This is a genomic window from Streptomyces sp. x-19 (genome assembly GCF_046549115.1).
GTDB classification, from domain to species: domain Bacteria; phylum Actinomycetota; class Actinomycetes; order Streptomycetales; family Streptomycetaceae; genus Streptomyces; species Streptomyces albulus_C.
Window position 1 is genome coordinate 405,659 of the sequence record NZ_JAJPWK010000002.1, and the last position, 15,363, is coordinate 421,021.

Consider the following 15,363-nt stretch of genomic DNA (forward strand, 5'->3'; position numbering starts at 1 on the left):
GGGTGAGGTGCAGCCCCCCGCACGGTCCCCCGTCACGTCGCGGGCATGACGTCCGGCCCCCCGTGGACTCCGGGCAATTCCGGTGGTGCGTCGCGCACATGCACTCGATGGGTGCCACCCCGGTCAGTGGTGGCTTATGAGGAAAGTAGTGAACACACCGTCAAAGGGACACCCGGTTACGGCAAAGCCTTCTCCTGGTCCGCTTTTGGCGGCCTCCCGGACACCGACCCGCCGGGCGGCGCGGCCCGATACCTTGGTGCGTCATGGAGTGGGAAGAGGACGCGGTCGGCAACCTCGTCGCGCTGGGGCTGGCCCGTTACGAAGCACGGGTCTATCTCGCCCTGATCCGACGGGAGTCGTACACCGCCGCAGAGGTCGCGCGCGAGGCCGACGTGCCGCGCCAGCGGGTGTACGACGTGCTGGACGCGCTGGTTCGGCGGCGGCTGGCCAATGCGCACCCAGGACGGGTGGCGACGTATTCGGCCGTCGCGCCCGAACTCGCCGTGGCCCGGCTGGTGGCGCTGCAACGCGAGTCCCTGGAGCGGCTGGAGCGCGCCTCCGACACGCTGGCCACCTCCCTCCAGCCGCTCTGGGCGGACGGCCGCCGGCACAGCGACCCGCTCGACTACGTCGAGGTCCTGCGCGATCCGGCGGCCATCGCCGAACGCTTCGCCGACATCCAACGCCAGGCCCGCCACGAGCTGTTGAGCTTCTGCAAGCCGCCGTTCGTCGCCCCCGCGGAGAACGCCGAGGGCATGACGGCCGCCCGCCGCCTGCACCGGGCCGGCGGCACCGTCCGCGCCATCTACTCCTCCGGGGCGCTGGAGGACGCCGGCATGCTCGCCAACGTCCGCAGCTTCGCGGAGGCCGGCGAGGAGGCCCGCTTCACCGCGGACCTGCCGCTCAAACTCGTCATCGCCGACGCCTCGTTGGTGCTGTGCGACATGCCCGACCCGGTGGCCGGCGGGGACTCCACCACCGCCCTGGTCATCGAGCACCCGGCGCTCGCGGCCTGTCTGCGGCTGGCCTTCCTGACGGTGTGGGAGACCGCCGCCACCGCGCCCGAGCCACGCGAGGCGCTCCGGTCGTAGCCGAAGGGGCGGGCCCCGGCGAGAGAACTCGCCGGGGCCCGCCCCTTCGCGCGGACGCGCACGGACCCGCGTCCGGACGCCGCTCAGGCCATGGGCAGGCTGTCGCCCTGCACGGCCTGGATGTCCAGTTCCACCTTCAGGGTGGTGCCGATGGCGGCGATGCCGGCGGCCACGACCTGGTTGTAGTTCATCTTGAAGTCCTCGCGGCGCAGTTCCGCGGTGGCGCGGAAGGCGGCGCGGACGCCGCCCCACGGGTCCGGGCCGGTGCCGAGGTAGCTGAGGTCGAGGTCCACGGGGCGGACCACGCCGTGCAGCGAGAGGTCGCCGTGCACCGTCCAGCGGTCCGGGCCGGCCGGTTCGATCCCCGTGCTGCGGTAGGTGATCTGCGGGTACACCTCGACGTTGAGGAAGTCCTCGTTGCGCAGGTGGCCGTCGCGCATGCCGTTGCCGGTGTCGATCGACGCGGCCTTGATGACCGCCTCCACGCGGGACTTCTCGACGTCCTCGGCGATGTCGATCCGGCCGCTGAACTCGGTGAAGCGGCCGTGCACGCTGGAGATGCCCAGGTGCTGGGCGACCGCCGCCACGGTGGAGTGCATGGGGTCGATGGTCCAGGGGCCCGGCGGGGGCAGCTCCACGCCGCCCTGGCGGGCCAGGGTGACGTTGCCGACGTCCATCCGGCCGCTGGCCGTGACGATCGCGCTGGAGGCGATCGGTGCGTAGCCGACCGCGGTGACGATGACCGTGTAGGGGCCGGCCGGCAGCGGCTCCGCGCTGCGCACCACGCCCTCCTCGTCGGCGGAGGCCCGCAGCACCTGCGCGCCCGTCATGTCGGTGACGGTCAGTACGGCGTGCTGTACCGCCCAGCCGTCCCGTGTGCGGACCTGCGCCCGTACTCCCGCAGCTCCCGCGCCCGTCGAAGTCATGTGCGTGCCTCTCCCGTTCAGTGCCGGTGCGTACCGCGTGGTGCTGGTGCGTGCCGTGCCTGTCCGTGCGTGTGTCCGTGTGAGCGTGTGGTCCGTCGGGCCCTGCGGGCCCGGGTGTCCCGGTCCGGCCTCGGTGCGTACCGTTCCCCGGCCGGTCGGTGGGGGTCGGACTCCGGCGGCGGCGCTGCAGGCCGTCCCCTGCCTGTGCGCAGCGCCGCCGCCGGAGCCCCGGGTCCGGTCCGGGGCGCGCCTCCGCTCAACGCGCGCCCCGGTCCGGGGTGTGTCGCCCGGGCCGCCGCGGTCGCGGGGCCCGGGTCCGGGGTCAGTCCCCGGGGTGGGCGAGCTGGACGTCGTAGCCGTCCACCCCGCCGGCGTTGATCGCCAGGCCGGAGGCGACCGGCGGGTAGCCGCTCGCGATGACCGTGTAGTCGCCGGCGTCCAGGTCGGTGAAGGCGTAGGCGCCGTCCGCACCGGTGGTGGAGGTGGCCACGACGTTGCCCGCCGCGTCGACCAGGGTGACCCGGGCGTCGGCCAGCGGGGTGCGGTCCGCACCGGCCCGCACGACGCCCTGCACCCGGGCGCCGGACAGCAGCTCGACCTCGGTCCGGGTGGTGCCCTGGCCGCCGACCTCGACGGGCTGGGCGGTGGGCCGGAAGTTCGCCGCGTTGACCGCCACGGTGTAGGTGCCGGGGGTGAGTTCGGCGAAGGCGAAGGTGCCCTCGGCGGGGGTCAGGCCGGTGGCGAGGACCTCGCCCCGGACGTCGGTGACGACGACCATCGCGCCGCCCACCACCTCGCCGGTCACTGCGCTGCGGACCAGGCCGACCAGGCCGCTGGTGCCGCTGAGCAGGATGTCGTAGGCGTGCGGCGCGTCGCCGATGACGACCGTGGACGCCTGCGGCTGGTGGCCGTCGGCCGCCGCGATCAGGACGTAGGAGCCGGCGCCGGGCGCCTGGAGCGCGTACGAGCCGTTGGCCTGGGCGACCGAGCGGCCCAACTGCCGGCCGCTGAGCGAGATCAGCGTGACGGCGGAGCGGGGCACCGGGTGGCCCTCGCCGTTGCGGACGAAGCCGTGCACCGCGGGACCGACCGGGGCGGCGTCGCCGCCGCCGGCGGAGGCGTAGGCGGCCAGGGGCTGGGTCGCCTGGGCCGGCTTGGCCCAGGACGGGGTGTGCAGGCCGTCGTCGTCGGATATGGAGGGGGCGGCACCCACCAGGGCGGGCTCCCGCTCCTCGACCGCGGCGGCGGACGTCGGGGCGGACGCGGTGAGCGGGGCCGGTGCCGCGGCGGCCGCGGGGGTCTGGGACGCGTCGCTGTCGCCGTCTTGGGCGAGGCTGCGCTCCGTACCGGACTTGCTGCGCAAGGCGACCTCCTTGATGAACAGGGTGATGAGCAGGGCGAGTAGGGCGAACGGAGCCGCGTAGAGGAAGACGTCACCGACGCCGTGCCCGTACGCGTCCTCCATGATCGACCGGATCGGGGCGGGCAGCGAGGACAGGTCCGGAATGCCGCCGCCGGTGCTGCCGTGGCTCGCCGCCGCGGCGGCCTTGGGACCGAGGGCGGTCAGGCCGTCGGTCACGTAGTGCGTGACGCGGTTGGCGAGCACTGCGCCGAGCGCCGAGACGCCCACCGCACCACCGAGGGTACGGAAGAAAGTGACCAGCGAGCTGGCGGATCCGATGTCTTGGGGCGAGACCTGGTTCTGGGTCGCCAGGACCAGGTTCTGCATCATCATGCCGACGCCCAGGCCCATCAGCGCCATGTAGATGGCCGCGTGCCAGTACGGGGTGTCCGCGCGCAGCGTGCCCAGCAGGCCGAGGCCCGCGGTGAGCAGCACGCCGCCGCTGACGAGGAAGACCTTCCAGCGCCCGGTGCGGGTGATGATCTGGCCGGAGATCATCGAGGCGAGGAACAGGCCCATGACCATCGGGATGGTCATGATGCCGGACATCGTCGGGGTCTTGCCCTCGGCCAGCTGGAAGTACTGCGAGAAGAAGACCGTGCCGCTGTACATGCCGACGCCGACGCACAGCGAGGCGATGGTCGCCAGGGTGATCGTCTTGTTGCGGAACAACCGCAGCGGGATCAGCGGCTGTTCGACCTTGGACTCGACGATCACGAAGATCACCGCGAGCACGACCGCACCGCCGACCATGGCGAAGGTCTGCCAGGAGATCCAGTCGTAGTTCGTGCCGGCCAGGGTGACCCACACCAGCAGCAGGGTGACCGCGGCGGCGATGAAGAACGAGCCGAGCCAGTCGACCTTGACGCCCTCGCGCTTGATGACCGGGAGCTTCAGGGTCTTCTGCAGCACGATCAGCGCGATGATCGCGAACGGCACGCCGACGTAGAAGCACCAGCGCCAGCCGAGCCAGCTGGTGTCGGTGATGACGCCGCCGAGCAGCGGTCCGCCGACGGTCGCGACCGCGAAGGTCGCGCCCAGGTAGCCGCTGTACCGTCCGCGCTCACGCGGGGAGATCATCGCGGCCATGACGATCTGCGCCAGCGCCGACAGGCCACCGACGCCGATGCCCTGCACCACACGGCAGGCGATCAGCATCCCGGTGTTCTGCGACAGGCCCGCGATGACCGAACCGCTGACGTAGATGATCAGCGCGATCTGGACGAGCGCCTTCTTGCTGAACAGGTCGGAGAGCTTGCCCCACAGCGGCGTGGTCGCGGTCATCGCCAGCAGCGCCGCGGTCACGACCCAGGTGTACGCGCTCTGCCCGCCGTGCAGGTCGTGAATGATGTGCGGCAGCGCGTTGGAGACGATCGTCGACGACAGGATGGCGACGAACATGCCGAGCAGCAGCCCGGACAGCGCCTCCATGATCTGACGGTGTGTCATGGGGCCGTCGTGGGAGCCGCCGTGGCCGCCCCCATGCTTGGCATGCCCGCCCCGCACACCTGCTGGTGAGGTCGTAGCCATGTAGTTCCTTACTTCCTTTGCTTCGCTGCTCATCCGGCTGCGGGGGTGCGGGTGGGGGAGGGGGAGTCGTGATGTGCCCGGGTGCGGCAGTCGCCGAAGCTCGTGCGGAGCCTGGCGAGCAGCTCGATGAGGTGCCCGACGTCGGTGTCGGTCCAGTCGTCCAAGTACCGGGCGAGCGTCTGTGTGTAGCGCTCGGAGAGCTCCGTCAGGAGCTCCCTGCCCTTCGGGGTCAGCCGCAGCAGCCGCGACCGCTTGTCCGCCGGATCGGGCTCGCGCTCGATCCAGCCGCGCTCAGCGATGTGCGCGACGTGCCGGCTGGTCACCGACATGTCGATCGCGAGCAGCTCGGCCAGCTGGCTCATCCGCATCTCGCCGTGCCGGTCGAGGAGCGTGAGCACTCCGGCCGACGCCGGCGGGCAGTCCTGGGGCAGGATCCGCCCCATCTCCCGCTTGACGGCCCCGATGGCGCTGAGTTGCCGGGCCAGCTCTTCGTACTGACTGTGAGCGGCCACCGGCTCCTCCATGCCTCTTCACCTGCGCAACCTACGCGGTTGTTTTGTTGCTTGGGGCAACCATAGGCAAAGTTGGTTGCTGAAGGCAAACGATTTGGCGGCCCGAAGGGCATGGAAAAGGCAAAGCGTTACCCATGGAAATCCCAAGAAACCTGTTTTGGAGCGTAAAGGTGCTGGTCAATGCGGTAGGGAGGGGTCGGTCCGGCACCCGCGCGGCCTTTGTGCGGCCCTGTCCCCCCGTGTCCACCCCGAACGCTCACGCCATGTACGCGTCACGCATCCCCGCGTAGACGCCCCGCCTGCGCTCTGTGACCAGGGGGTATGCGTTCCGTAGGCGGGATCCCGGCGCCCCTGTCTGCCGCGCCCGCGTGTGCACGCGGAGGATACGCGCCCCAAGGGTGCCCCCACGCCCGGGGTTCGCTAGGGTCCTTCCCCATGGCGACCAACCCGCAGAACCAGGCCGAGGGCAACTACGACCCGGCGGGCAGCACGCAGATGTTCAAAGCCTTCGTGGACGACGGCGGCGCACCGCAGGGCGGCGCCCCCCAGGGCGGCCGCCGCGCTCCCGCGCCCCAGCAGGCGTCCGCCGGCCCGCGCGTCGGCCTGATCGTCGGCGTCATCGTCGCCCTCGTGGTGGTGGCCGGCGCGGCCTGGCTGGCGCTGGGCTGACGCCCCCACGGGCGGCGGGAGTTCACCCGCCGCCCCCGGCCCCGAGGCCCGGTCGACCGCCGGGCCCACCCGACACGCCACCGTGGGCCGGCCCCGCCCGTCGCTCATGCCCACCGGGCGGGACCGTTTCCCCTCACCGCGCGGGCGGACCCGCCGCGGCACCCTTCAGGGGAGCGCCCGGGACGCTCCCCGCAGGACGGACCGGACCGTGCGCTGAGTCCGTGCGTACGGACGGGACGGGGGCCGTCCCGGCTCAGGACCTTTCCGGTCGGGGGAAGTTGCGGCTGGGGCGGGGGCGGTCCAGCCCTACGCCCCCCAACGCCCCACCCGCTCCGCGCTACGCGACGGGCGGACCTACGCGACGGGCGGAGCCTCGAACCCTCCGCCGCTCCCTCCGCCGTCCTCGTCGTCCTCATCGAAGTCGCCCTCCAGGAACAGCAGACGGGCACCCCGACTCTCCGACACCCGCAGCACCTTGGCGAGGTGAGCGTTCAACTCCACTGCCAACAGATGGATTTCACCGGGCGTCCACGCACGCTCGGTGAGCACCCGGCCGGAGTCCTCGACGAGTTCGGCCGCCGAGGCCATCTGCTCCGCCTCGACCCGGTCGGCGAGCCGGGAGACGTACCCGATCCCGTTGCCGCGCAGGAGATAGCACGGCTTCCCGTCCCAACTGGTCCACGGCAGCAACCGCGCACCCTCGATGGCATTCATCGCGCCGCCACCTCCACCCCGTGCAGCCGACGCGGCCCGACGTCGACCCCGTGCACCGCCAGCCACAACTCCCGCCGCCGACCACGCTGCACGCGTCGTTCCCGACGCGCGGTGGGCCCCGCGCCGCCCGCCCGGTGACAGCCGCGGGCGGGCAGTAACAGGCACAGCAGAATTTCGAAGATCGTTCGGATAGTGTGCGGCACTGTCGTCAACCTCCTGAGGGTTGAGGGCCACGCCCCCGGGCCGTCCAGCAACGGTCGCGGGGGTCTTGTGTGTGGCGGATGGTCTGGCGTCGGCCCGGCCCCTCGTTCGCTTACCGGGTGTAGCCATTTGGTCACCCATGCCACCTAACTTCCAATAGGCTAGGTGGACTTAAGTGGATGTTCTTTGGTTTGTCATCCCTTGAGATCCCCGTCAGGGCGCCATTGTTGGAGGTCACAGGGTTGGAAGTGACGAGCGGACCGGAGACGTTAAATCCCCTTCAGCGCTTCGGGGCGGATGTGAAGCGTGTACGGCTCGGGCGCAAGCTCACGCAGAAGCACCTGGGTAAGGCTGCGGGCTACACAGATGCGTACGTCAGCATGGTCGAGTCCGGGAAGCAGATGCCCAGCATGAGGTTCGCCAAGGGGTGCGACCTGGCTTTCGGGACGAACGGCCTGTTCGCGGGCTTGCTGAAGCGGATCGACGAGGGGGACCATCCGAGCTGGTTCGTCCACTACCTGGAGCGGGAGAAGAAGGCGATCCGCATCCAGGACTACTCGGTCTACGCAATCATGGGCATCTTGCAGACGGAGGCGTACGCCCATGCAATCTTCCGTGCGGGACACCCGCAGGCACGGGCGGAAGTGCTTCAGGGCAAGGTCGATGCTCGTTTAAGGCGTCGTGCAGTGATGGCGAAAGACAATCCGCCCGCACTGTGGGTGGTCATCCACGAGACGTGCCTACGGACGGTCGTAGGAGGTCCCGCTGTCATGGCGGGCCAGTTGGAGCACCTGATCGACTCGGCTGAAAGCCCTGACATCGACATCCAGGTGATCACCTTCGCGGCGGGGGCGGCAGCGGCGCATGTGGCACCGTTCACCCTGCTCGTGTTCGACTCCGCCCCTACGGCCCTTTATGCGGACGGGCCGCAAGGGGGCAAACTGTTCGACAAGGGGGCGATCGTCGCGGAGGGTGAAGGTCACTACGAACGGTTGAGGGCGCACGCGCTGCCCCCGGACCATTCGCTTGCCATGGTCAAGAAACTGCACAAGGAGTACGCCTCATGAGCGCAGGCATCGATCTCACCGACGCCGATTGGGTCAAGTCCTCGTACAGCGCCTCCAATGGAGGCCAGTGCATTGAGATCTCCCCGAGCTTCGCGTCGGCCGAGGCGATCCCGGTCCGCGACAGCAAGGTGCCGCAGGGGCCGACCCTCGTCTTCCCGGCAGACGGCTGGGCCTCCTTCGTATCCGCCGTCAGGCATGGGGAGTTCGCAGGCAGCTGACCCGGTCGACCACCTGCCACCGAAGCGAACGGCCCCCAAAACGGCGAATTCCGGGGGCCGTTACCGTGTAGCCGCCAGGCGGCTCACCCCTTCCCGTCGGCCGCCGCCCTGATGGCGGCGATGTCCAGCTTCTTCATGCCCATCACGGCCTGCATCGCGCGGGCCGCTCGGGCCCGGTCGGGGTCGTTCAGGATGTCGGCCATTCCGTCCGGGGCGACCTGCCAGGACAGCCCGTACTTGTCCTTCAGCCAGCCGCAGGGGCCCTCCTCGCCGCCCTCGGAGAGCTTGGCCCAGTAGTGGTCGATCTCCTCCTGGTCGGCGCAGGCGACGACGAAGGAGATGGCCTCGTCGAAGGTGAACTGCGGTCCGCCGTTGAGCGCGATGAACTCCCGGCCGTCCAGTTCGAACTCGACGGTCAGCACCGTGCCGGCCGTGCGCGGACTGCCCTCCGTGTAGTGCGTGACGTTCTTGATCTCCGAGTTCGGGAAGACCGAGCAGTAGAACTCGGCGGCCTCCATGCCCTGGGTGTCGAACCAGAGGTTGGGGGTGATCTTCGGCATGACGCGCTCCTGGTGACGGGGCCGGACGGCCGGCTGACGGTGATCGGTGTATCGGCGGCCCGGGGGCCGTCCTCTGTATCGACCGTTGCGCGGTGCCGGACTCATCGCCATTCGGGTACGAATCCGCCGACGAGGTCCCCAGTCCCGCGAGGAGGGCGCATGAACGCCGAGGAGCAGGGTCAGCCGCAGCCGCAGCCGCAGCCGCAGCCGCAGTACCGAGACCGCGCCGAGGGGTGGGACGAGGCCGACGCCGCCCTCCGGGACGCCCCGCCATTGCTGCGCCGCCGTGGCGTCCAGCGGCTCGCGCGGGAGTGGTGGGGAGCGGGGCGGTCCGTCTGGTCGGCCGACGTCGGGGCGCGGGAGCTGGTCGTCGACCGGGTCGCCGTCACGGAGGAGCCGGCGCCCGCGGCCGTCGCGCACGTGCTCGGCATGGCATCGGAGGAGCCGGTGTGCGTGCGCCGGCGTCGGTTCGTCCTCGACGGCAAGCCGGTGCTGTGGGCCACGAGCTTCCTGCCCGCCGCGTTGGTGGCCGGTTCCGCGGTCGTCGACGAGGACACCGGACCCGGCGGCGTCTACGCGCGCCTGGCCGAACTGGGTAGCGCGCCCGTGCACTTCCGGGAGGAGGTCCGCAGTCGGATGCCGTCCGAGGGGGAGGTGGACCGGTTGCGGCTCGGTACGGGTACGCCGGTGATCGTGATCGTCCGCACCGCCTTCGCGGACGGCGGGCGCGCGGTGGAGGTCAACGAGATGGTCCTGGACTCGGCCGCGTACGTCCTCGAATACGACGTGCGGGCGTGACGGTGGCCGGCCGGCCGTCGTAGGTCGTGAACCACCGCCCGCTCACTGCCACTTGAACGTGACGTCCTTGGTGTCCAGGTGCATGCCGAGCGGTACGCGCCAGGCGTCCACGCAGACCCGCCAGGTGCCGGTCGCCGGTTTTCCGGGAGGGAGGGGGAGCGGGAGGTCGCGGGTGGAGTCGAGGGTGGCCCAGTCGATGCCGAGGGCGCCGATGACGTGGCTGCCGAAGGTGACGGTGCCTGCGGTGACCGGGTGTTGGCCGGTGTTGAGGAAGTCGATGGTGACCCGCTGGCACCAGCGGACGTCGGTGTCCGCGAGCACGGGTTTGCCGACGACCAGGCCGGACGGGGCGTTGGGGCCGGCAGGGATGGTGGGGGAGGGCGGGGCGGGCGGCTCGGGGGTGGTGGAACCGCCGGGTCCGGGTGCGGGTGAACCGCCGGGAGGGGCGGGGGTCGTGGTGCCGGGAGGATTGCCGCCCTGACCCGTCGTTGAGCCGGGCGGGGCTGAGGGCGGGGTGCCGGAGCCGTCGGACGCGCCGGGTGTGCCGGGCGGGGTGGTGCCGGTGGTGCCCGGTGCGGTGGGGCGGGAAGGGCCGGATGAGCCCGGGGAGCCGGGAGAGGCGGAAGGGCCGGTGGCGCCGCCGCCTTCCAGGGGCGTCAGTTCGACGCCGCCCCGTGGAGGCGCGGGTCTCGTGGGTGCGCTCGGGTCGGCGGGGCCTGCCGCGCCCACCGCGGCGTAGCCGGATCCGGCCGCACTGCCGCAGCCGGTGAGGACGCCGCCCAGGCAGAACACGGCCGCCGAGGCGGTGGCGACGTAGGCAACAGGCGTGGTCCGTCGCATGGTGCGGACACCTCCCAGCGGTAGCTGGGCACAGTGTTGCTGACGAACCATCAGAAGAGAAGGGCGGCGGAGCGCAGGGCTGCGCCGCGCGAAGGGTCGGCGCGGGGCCGAAGGGGTGGGGGCATCACGGGAGTCACGGCACGCGGCCGGTGGAGGCGGAGTCGGGCGTCGCGCGGGGGCGCGCCGTCGTCTTGGTTGCTGTCCGCCGAGCGACCGGATCGGCGCTCGCCGATGGCCCTCGGCGGACCGTGCCTCAGTCCGAGATCAGACCTTCCCGGAGTTGTGCCAGCGTGCGGGTGAGCAGCCGGGAGACGTGCATCTGGGAGATGCCGACCTCCTCGCCGATCTGGGACTGCGTCATGTTGGCGAAGAACCGCAGCATGATGATCTGGCGCTCCCGGGGCGGGAGTTTGGCCAGCAGCGGCTTGAGGGACTCGCGGTACTCCACGCCCTCCAGCGCGCTGTCCTCGTAGCCGAGGCGGTCCGCGAGGGAGCCCTCGCCGCCGTCGTCCTCGGGCGAGGGCGAGTCGAGCGAGGAGGCGGTGTAGGCGTTGCCCACCGCCAGGCCGTCGACGACGTCCTCCTCCGACACCCCCAGGCACACGGCGAGTTCGGGCACCGTGGGCGAGCGGTCCAGCTTCTGGGCGAGCTCGTCACTGGCCTTGGTGAGGGCCAGACGGAGCTCCTGGAGGCGGCGCGGGACGCGCACGGACCATGACGTGTCGCGGAAGAAGCGCTTGATCTCGCCGACCACGGTCGGCATCGCGAACGTCGGGAATTCCACCCCGCGTTCGCAGTCGAAACGGTCGATGGCCTTGATCAGACCGATGGTGCCGACCTGGACGATGTCCTCCATCGGCTCGTTGCGGCTGCGGAAGCGCGCGGCCGCGTAACGCACGAGCGGGAGGTTCAGTTCGATGAGTGTGTCGCGCACATACGCGCGCTCGGCGGAGTCCTTGTCGAGCGTGGCGAGCCGCAGGAACAGGGACCGGGAGAGCGAGCGGGTGTTGATGGCGTCGACGTCGTCATGCACGTGTGGTGCCGGCGCGGGAATCGCGGGAAGCACCTTCGAGCTGCCCAGTTCTACGGACATGCCACCCCCTTGAGGTCGCGGACGGGTCGCTGCGGCGTCCCCGGCCCAGGGCGGACCGAGGAGTTATGCCTCCACCTGAATACCGGAGGCAGCACCACGGCAAACGCGGTTCCAGCAGAATGTCACATGTCGGCAACGCGCTGTAGCGTCTTGTCGACATATCCGTGCAGGAACGGGTCGCCCGTGCCGGTTAGGCGTCGATCCTGTTTGCGGATCGCAGTCGGGCGAAGCTCCGCGACAGTAGCCGGGACACGTGCATCTGCGAAACCCCGAGTTCCGCACTGATCTGGGACTGCGTCAGATTGCTGTAGTAACGGAGCAGGAGGATGCGCTGCTCGCGCTCCGGGAGCTGGACGAGGAGGTGCCGCACGAGGTCCCGGTGCTCGACGCCGGCCAGTTCGGGGTCCTCGTAGCCGAGGCGGTCCAGCAGGCCGGGCAGCCCGTCGCCCTCCTGGGCGGCCTCCAGCGACGTGGCGTGGTACGAACGGCCCGCCTCCAGGCAGGCCAGCACCTCGTCCTCACCGATCTTCAGCCGTTCGGCGATCTCGGCGGTGGTGGGGGAGCGGCCGTGCAGCACCGTGAGGTCCTCGGTGGCGCCGTTGACCTGGACCCACAGCTCGTGCAGGCGGCGCGGGACGTGCACGGTGCGGACGTTGTCCCGGAAGTAGCGCTTGATCTCGCCGACGACGGTGGGCATCGCGAAGGTGGGGAACTGCACGCCGCGCTCCGGGTCGAACCGGTCGATGGCGTTGATCAGGCCGATGGTGCCGACCTGGATCACGTCCTCCATGGGTTCGTTGCGGCTGCGGAAGCGGGCCGCGGCGTAGCGGACCAGCGGGAGGTTGGCCTCGATCAGTGCGGCACGGACGCGGGAGTGCTCGGGGGTGCCGGGTGCCAGGCCCGCCAGCTCCGCGAAGAGCACCTGCGTCAGCGCCCGGGTGTCCGCGCTACGGCTCTCGCGGGCCGGAGCCTTGGGCGCAGTACGGGCCGTCACGGTCACGCCACCCTTCACAGTGCATGTATCGCAGCATGTATCGCGTATCGCATGTATCCGGCAAAAGCGGTCATAGCATCACAAGACATGTGCACTGTGTGCAAGCACCCCATAACGCCGTGTTGAAGAGAGAGTTGGCGTCGCGCGCGGGTCACGCGCGGGTTGCGCGCGACAGGGGTGCGGTGGGGGGCCCGGGAGCATGGCGAAGCCCCCCGTCCGGGCGGGCGGGGGGCCGGGACGCCGGCGGCGGCGCGGTGGCGCCGGCCGGGGTCAGAACTCGTAGTCGGCGATCACCCAGGTGGCGAATTCGCGCCACTGGGCGGCGGCCGCCTGGTGGGCCGGGTGCTCGATGTAGCGCTTGAGGGCGTCGGTGTCGGCGACGGCCGAGTTGATCGCGAAGTCGTAGGCGATCGGCCGGTCGGTGATGTTCCAGGCGCACTCCCAGAACGTCAGCTCCGGGATCTCCTTCTCCAGCGCGGCGAAGGCGCGGACGCCGGCCTGCACGCGCTCCTCGTCGCGCGAGACGCCCTCGTTGAGCTTGAACAGGACCAGGTGGCGGATCACGGCGGCCTCCGTGCGGCGGGATGATGCGCAGCCGGTCCGGCGGGCCGACTGGGACCTAGCTGACCAGCTGGGTCATGAACTGGCCGACGCTCTGCGCGGCGGTCGAGATGCCTTCGAAGCCTATCTGGACCAGCCCGGCGGCCCGCTTGGGGGTGGCGATGATCGTCCAGAGCACGAAGATGACGACCAGGTACAACGCCACTTTCTTCGCTGTCGCCATCAGTTCCGTCTCCCCTGCGGCGGGACCCTGTGCCCCTACGGCGTTCCCCGTGGGCCCCCTGGCCCCCGTGGCCGCTCCGGTTGCCGGTGCGGTCGGGCGAGTGTAACCACAGGTGTTCGAGCGGGGCAGGCGGTGCGGGCCGTCCGGCCCTGCCCTTCACGCGGGTCTTATGGACCAAAGGCCCACCAAGGAGGGTCCTTCGCCCGGCTGTTGGGTTGGCCCGCGGGCGGCAGGATGGAGGCACGGGTCACGGCGGGTCTGGCAGGAATCCGCAGGGGCCCCGGGACCAGCGCCCCACTGCGGGGTCCGCGTCGCGCGTTCCCTGACGGTGCGGCGTGGACATCGGGGCCGGTCCTCATCGGGGGAGGCGGATCCAACCCCCTGGCCCGCCTCCCCCGGCCAACGCCCCCGCGCCCCGTGCGCCGGGCGCGCGCACCAGTCCGGACCGTCGTCCCGGCAACCTCAGGACCGTTCTTCTCGTCCCTCTGTCCGTAAGGCATCCCCGTACGCCGGCGATTCCCGCATGTACGCGACAATCACCCGGCACGGAGCGCGGACCCGCGCCGCGGCGGCCGACCGCCGCGGCACGACGGTCCGCGCGGGACGACGAGAGGAACACGGGGCTCCAACGGTGAAGATCGACTGGAACCGGCGCACCTGTGCGCGGCGCGGACACATCACCTATCTCCCGGACGAGACGCACCTCCAAGAGAGACTGCACGCCGGCACCGCCCTGGGGACGGCCTGGCGGTGCCTGCGCTGCGGGGACTTCGTGCTGGGCGAGCCGCACGGCTCCGGGCCGGCCTGCGACGCCCCGCTGGTGCCGCGCGGGAAGGCGCTGCGGGACCTGTTCATCCTGCGGTTCCTGGCCGTCGAGCGGGCGCTGCGCGGGCTGTTCGTCGTGCTGGCGGCGCTCGCCGTCTGGCAGTTCAGCAACAGCCAGGACGCGGTCCGCCAGTTCTTCGACAAGAACCTGGACGTGGTCCGTCCGGTCGCCGTGCACTTCCACTACGACCTGGACCACTCCCCGGTCGTCGACACCATCCGGAAGACCTTCGGCTACCAGCACTCCACCCTGCTGCTGGTGGCCGGGCTCCTGCTGGCGTACGCCCTGGTGGAGATCGTCGAGGGCGTGGGCCTGTGGTGGTCCCAGCGCTGGGCGGAGTACCTGGCGGTGGTGGCGACCGCGGCGTTCCTGCCCCTGGAGATCTACGAGCTGACCGAGAAGGTCAGCTGGCTCAAGATCGCCACCCTGGTCATCAACATCCTCGCGGTGCTCTACATCGCGGTCGCCAAGCGGCTGTTCGGCCTGCGGGGCGGTCGCGCGGCCTTCGACGAGGAGCGGCACAGCGCCTCCTTGATGGAGGTCGAGACGTCCGCCGGGGTGTCCGCGCCCGCGCCCGCCCATAATGGCTGAACGCACCGTACGAGGGGGAATGCAACCCATGCGACCGAAGCACACGAACTCCGCGCACCGGCAGTCCGGTTCGCCGCACGCACCCGTCCGCCGGACCTGGGGGCGCCGCCCGATGGTGGTGCTGGCGCTGCTGTTCGGCATGGTGGCCGCCGCTGCCGGCCCCGCTGCCGCCGCCGGACTGTCCGAGGCCGCCGCGGCCCGCCCGGCCGCCGTGGCCGCCCCGCACGCCGCGTCGGGTGCCCGGACGACCGCCGTCGACGCCGAGCGCGTCGAGGCGGCCGCCGCGGCCCCCGCGAAGTGGCGGCACAGCACGCACAGCACGCACAGCACGCACGGCAGCCACCGCCAGGTGACGCACCAGGCGTCCTTCACGTCCCACGACAAGCCGAAGAAAAAGAAGATGGGCTTCTTCAAGAAGCTCGGCGTCTTCCTGATCGTGATCGTCGTGGTCATCATCGTCATCGTGATCCTGTTGATCTGGCTGATCGTTCACTTCATCCGGAAGGCTTTCCGCCGCCGGGACTGACGGATCACGTCAATTGCTTCT

General features: G+C 70.9%; 17 protein-coding genes. 7 read left to right on the forward strand and 10 right to left on the reverse strand.

All coding sequences use genetic code 11. The annotated features are described in order from the left end of the window. The first annotated feature begins 263 nt into the window (after nucleotides 1-263). Nucleotides 264-1,091, forward strand: coding sequence for a TrmB family transcriptional regulator (locus ACLJT4_RS06265; RefSeq protein ID WP_411121358.1), 828 nt, complete (start codon nucleotides 264-266; stop codon nucleotides 1,089-1,091). Nucleotides 1,092-1,174: 83 nt separating this feature from the next. Here ACLJT4_RS06265 and ACLJT4_RS06270 read toward each other — a convergent pair whose 3' ends face one another. From ACLJT4_RS06270 to ACLJT4_RS06280, 3 genes are all read right to left on the reverse strand, one after another. Further along, nucleotides 1,175-2,017: a YceI family protein gene (locus tag ACLJT4_RS06270; RefSeq protein ID WP_411121359.1), complete on the reverse strand. Its 843-nt coding sequence runs from the start codon at nucleotides 2,015-2,017 to the stop codon at nucleotides 1,175-1,177. A gap of 322 nt (nucleotides 2,018-2,339) precedes the next feature. Continuing rightward, nucleotides 2,340-4,949, reverse strand: coding sequence for an MFS transporter (locus ACLJT4_RS06275; protein ID WP_411121360.1), 2,610 nt, complete (start codon nucleotides 4,947-4,949; stop codon nucleotides 2,340-2,342). A 29-nt stretch (nucleotides 4,950-4,978) separates the two neighbouring features. After that, a complete protein-coding gene (locus ACLJT4_RS06280; RefSeq protein ID WP_411121361.1) occupies nucleotides 4,979-5,461 on the reverse strand; it encodes a MarR family winged helix-turn-helix transcriptional regulator in 483 nt (160 codons plus the stop codon). 435 nt (nucleotides 5,462-5,896) lie between these two features. On the opposite strand from ACLJT4_RS06280, the gene ACLJT4_RS06285 reads away from it, so the two are divergent. Beyond that, complete coding sequence (locus tag ACLJT4_RS06285) at nucleotides 5,897-6,130, forward strand: hypothetical protein (RefSeq protein ID WP_411121362.1); 234 nt, start codon at nucleotides 5,897-5,899, stop codon at nucleotides 6,128-6,130. 354 nt (nucleotides 6,131-6,484) lie between these two features. On the opposite strand, the gene ACLJT4_RS06290 is transcribed toward ACLJT4_RS06285, so the two are convergent. After that, nucleotides 6,485-6,844: a hypothetical protein gene (locus ACLJT4_RS06290; protein ID WP_411121363.1), complete on the reverse strand. Its 360-nt coding sequence runs from the start codon at nucleotides 6,842-6,844 to the stop codon at nucleotides 6,485-6,487. Nucleotides 6,845-7,224: 380 nt separating this feature from the next. Here ACLJT4_RS06290 and ACLJT4_RS06295 point away from each other — a divergent pair, with 380 nt between their 5' ends. Beyond that, nucleotides 7,225-8,112, forward strand: coding sequence for a helix-turn-helix domain-containing protein (locus tag ACLJT4_RS06295; protein WP_411121364.1), 888 nt, complete (start codon nucleotides 7,225-7,227; stop codon nucleotides 8,110-8,112). Continuing rightward, a complete protein-coding gene (locus ACLJT4_RS06300) occupies nucleotides 8,109-8,330 on the forward strand; it encodes a DUF397 domain-containing protein (RefSeq protein WP_411121365.1) in 222 nt (73 codons plus the stop codon). The genes ACLJT4_RS06295 and ACLJT4_RS06300 overlap by 4 nt, the downstream gene beginning before the upstream one ends. A gap of 83 nt (nucleotides 8,331-8,413) precedes the next feature. Here the strand turns inward: ACLJT4_RS06300 and ACLJT4_RS06305 are convergent, their stop codons facing one another. Further along, complete coding sequence (locus tag ACLJT4_RS06305) at nucleotides 8,414-8,890, reverse strand: VOC family protein (RefSeq protein ID WP_411121366.1); 477 nt, start codon at nucleotides 8,888-8,890, stop codon at nucleotides 8,414-8,416. Between the two features lie 159 nt (nucleotides 8,891-9,049). Between ACLJT4_RS06305 and ACLJT4_RS06310 the strand changes: the two genes are divergently transcribed. After that, nucleotides 9,050-9,688 carry a GntR family transcriptional regulator gene (locus ACLJT4_RS06310; protein ID WP_411121367.1) on the forward strand — a complete coding sequence of 213 codons (639 nt, stop codon included), beginning with the start codon at nucleotides 9,050-9,052 and terminating at the stop codon, nucleotides 9,686-9,688. Nucleotides 9,689-9,730: 42 nt separating this feature from the next. Here ACLJT4_RS06310 and ACLJT4_RS06315 read toward each other — a convergent pair whose 3' ends face one another. The 5 genes from ACLJT4_RS06315 to ACLJT4_RS06335 all read right to left on the reverse strand — a co-directional run bounded on the left by ACLJT4_RS06315 (nucleotide 9,731) and on the right by ACLJT4_RS06335 (nucleotide 13,399). Beyond that, on the reverse strand, nucleotides 9,731-10,528 hold the full coding sequence (locus ACLJT4_RS06315; RefSeq protein WP_411121368.1) for a hypothetical protein: 798 nt from the start codon (nucleotides 10,526-10,528) through the stop codon (nucleotides 9,731-9,733). A 253-nt stretch (nucleotides 10,529-10,781) separates the two neighbouring features. Further along, the gene (locus ACLJT4_RS06320) at nucleotides 10,782-11,621 is read right to left on the reverse strand and encodes an RNA polymerase sigma factor SigF (RefSeq protein ID WP_411121369.1); all 840 of its coding nucleotides are present in this window, start codon (nucleotides 11,619-11,621) and stop codon (nucleotides 10,782-10,784) included. 190 nt (nucleotides 11,622-11,811) lie between these two features. Next, nucleotides 11,812-12,621, reverse strand: a complete 810-nt coding sequence (locus ACLJT4_RS06325; protein WP_411121370.1) for an RNA polymerase sigma factor SigF — start codon at nucleotides 12,619-12,621, stop codon at nucleotides 11,812-11,814. Nucleotides 12,622-12,885: 264 nt separating this feature from the next. Next, on the reverse strand, nucleotides 12,886-13,179 hold the full coding sequence (locus ACLJT4_RS06330) for a Dabb family protein (protein WP_016574700.1): 294 nt from the start codon (nucleotides 13,177-13,179) through the stop codon (nucleotides 12,886-12,888). A 55-nt stretch (nucleotides 13,180-13,234) separates the two neighbouring features. Then, nucleotides 13,235-13,399, reverse strand: coding sequence for a hypothetical protein (locus ACLJT4_RS06335; protein WP_016574699.1), 165 nt, complete (start codon nucleotides 13,397-13,399; stop codon nucleotides 13,235-13,237). Nucleotides 13,400-14,030: 631 nt separating this feature from the next. On the opposite strand from ACLJT4_RS06335, the gene ACLJT4_RS06340 reads away from it, so the two are divergent. Next, the gene (locus ACLJT4_RS06340) at nucleotides 14,031-14,816 is read left to right on the forward strand and encodes a DUF2127 domain-containing protein (protein WP_411121690.1); all 786 of its coding nucleotides are present in this window, start codon (nucleotides 14,031-14,033) and stop codon (nucleotides 14,814-14,816) included. A gap of 28 nt (nucleotides 14,817-14,844) precedes the next feature. After that, a complete protein-coding gene (locus ACLJT4_RS06345) occupies nucleotides 14,845-15,342 on the forward strand; it encodes a hypothetical protein (RefSeq protein ID WP_411121371.1) in 498 nt (165 codons plus the stop codon). Nucleotides 15,343-15,363: the final 21 nt, after the last annotated feature.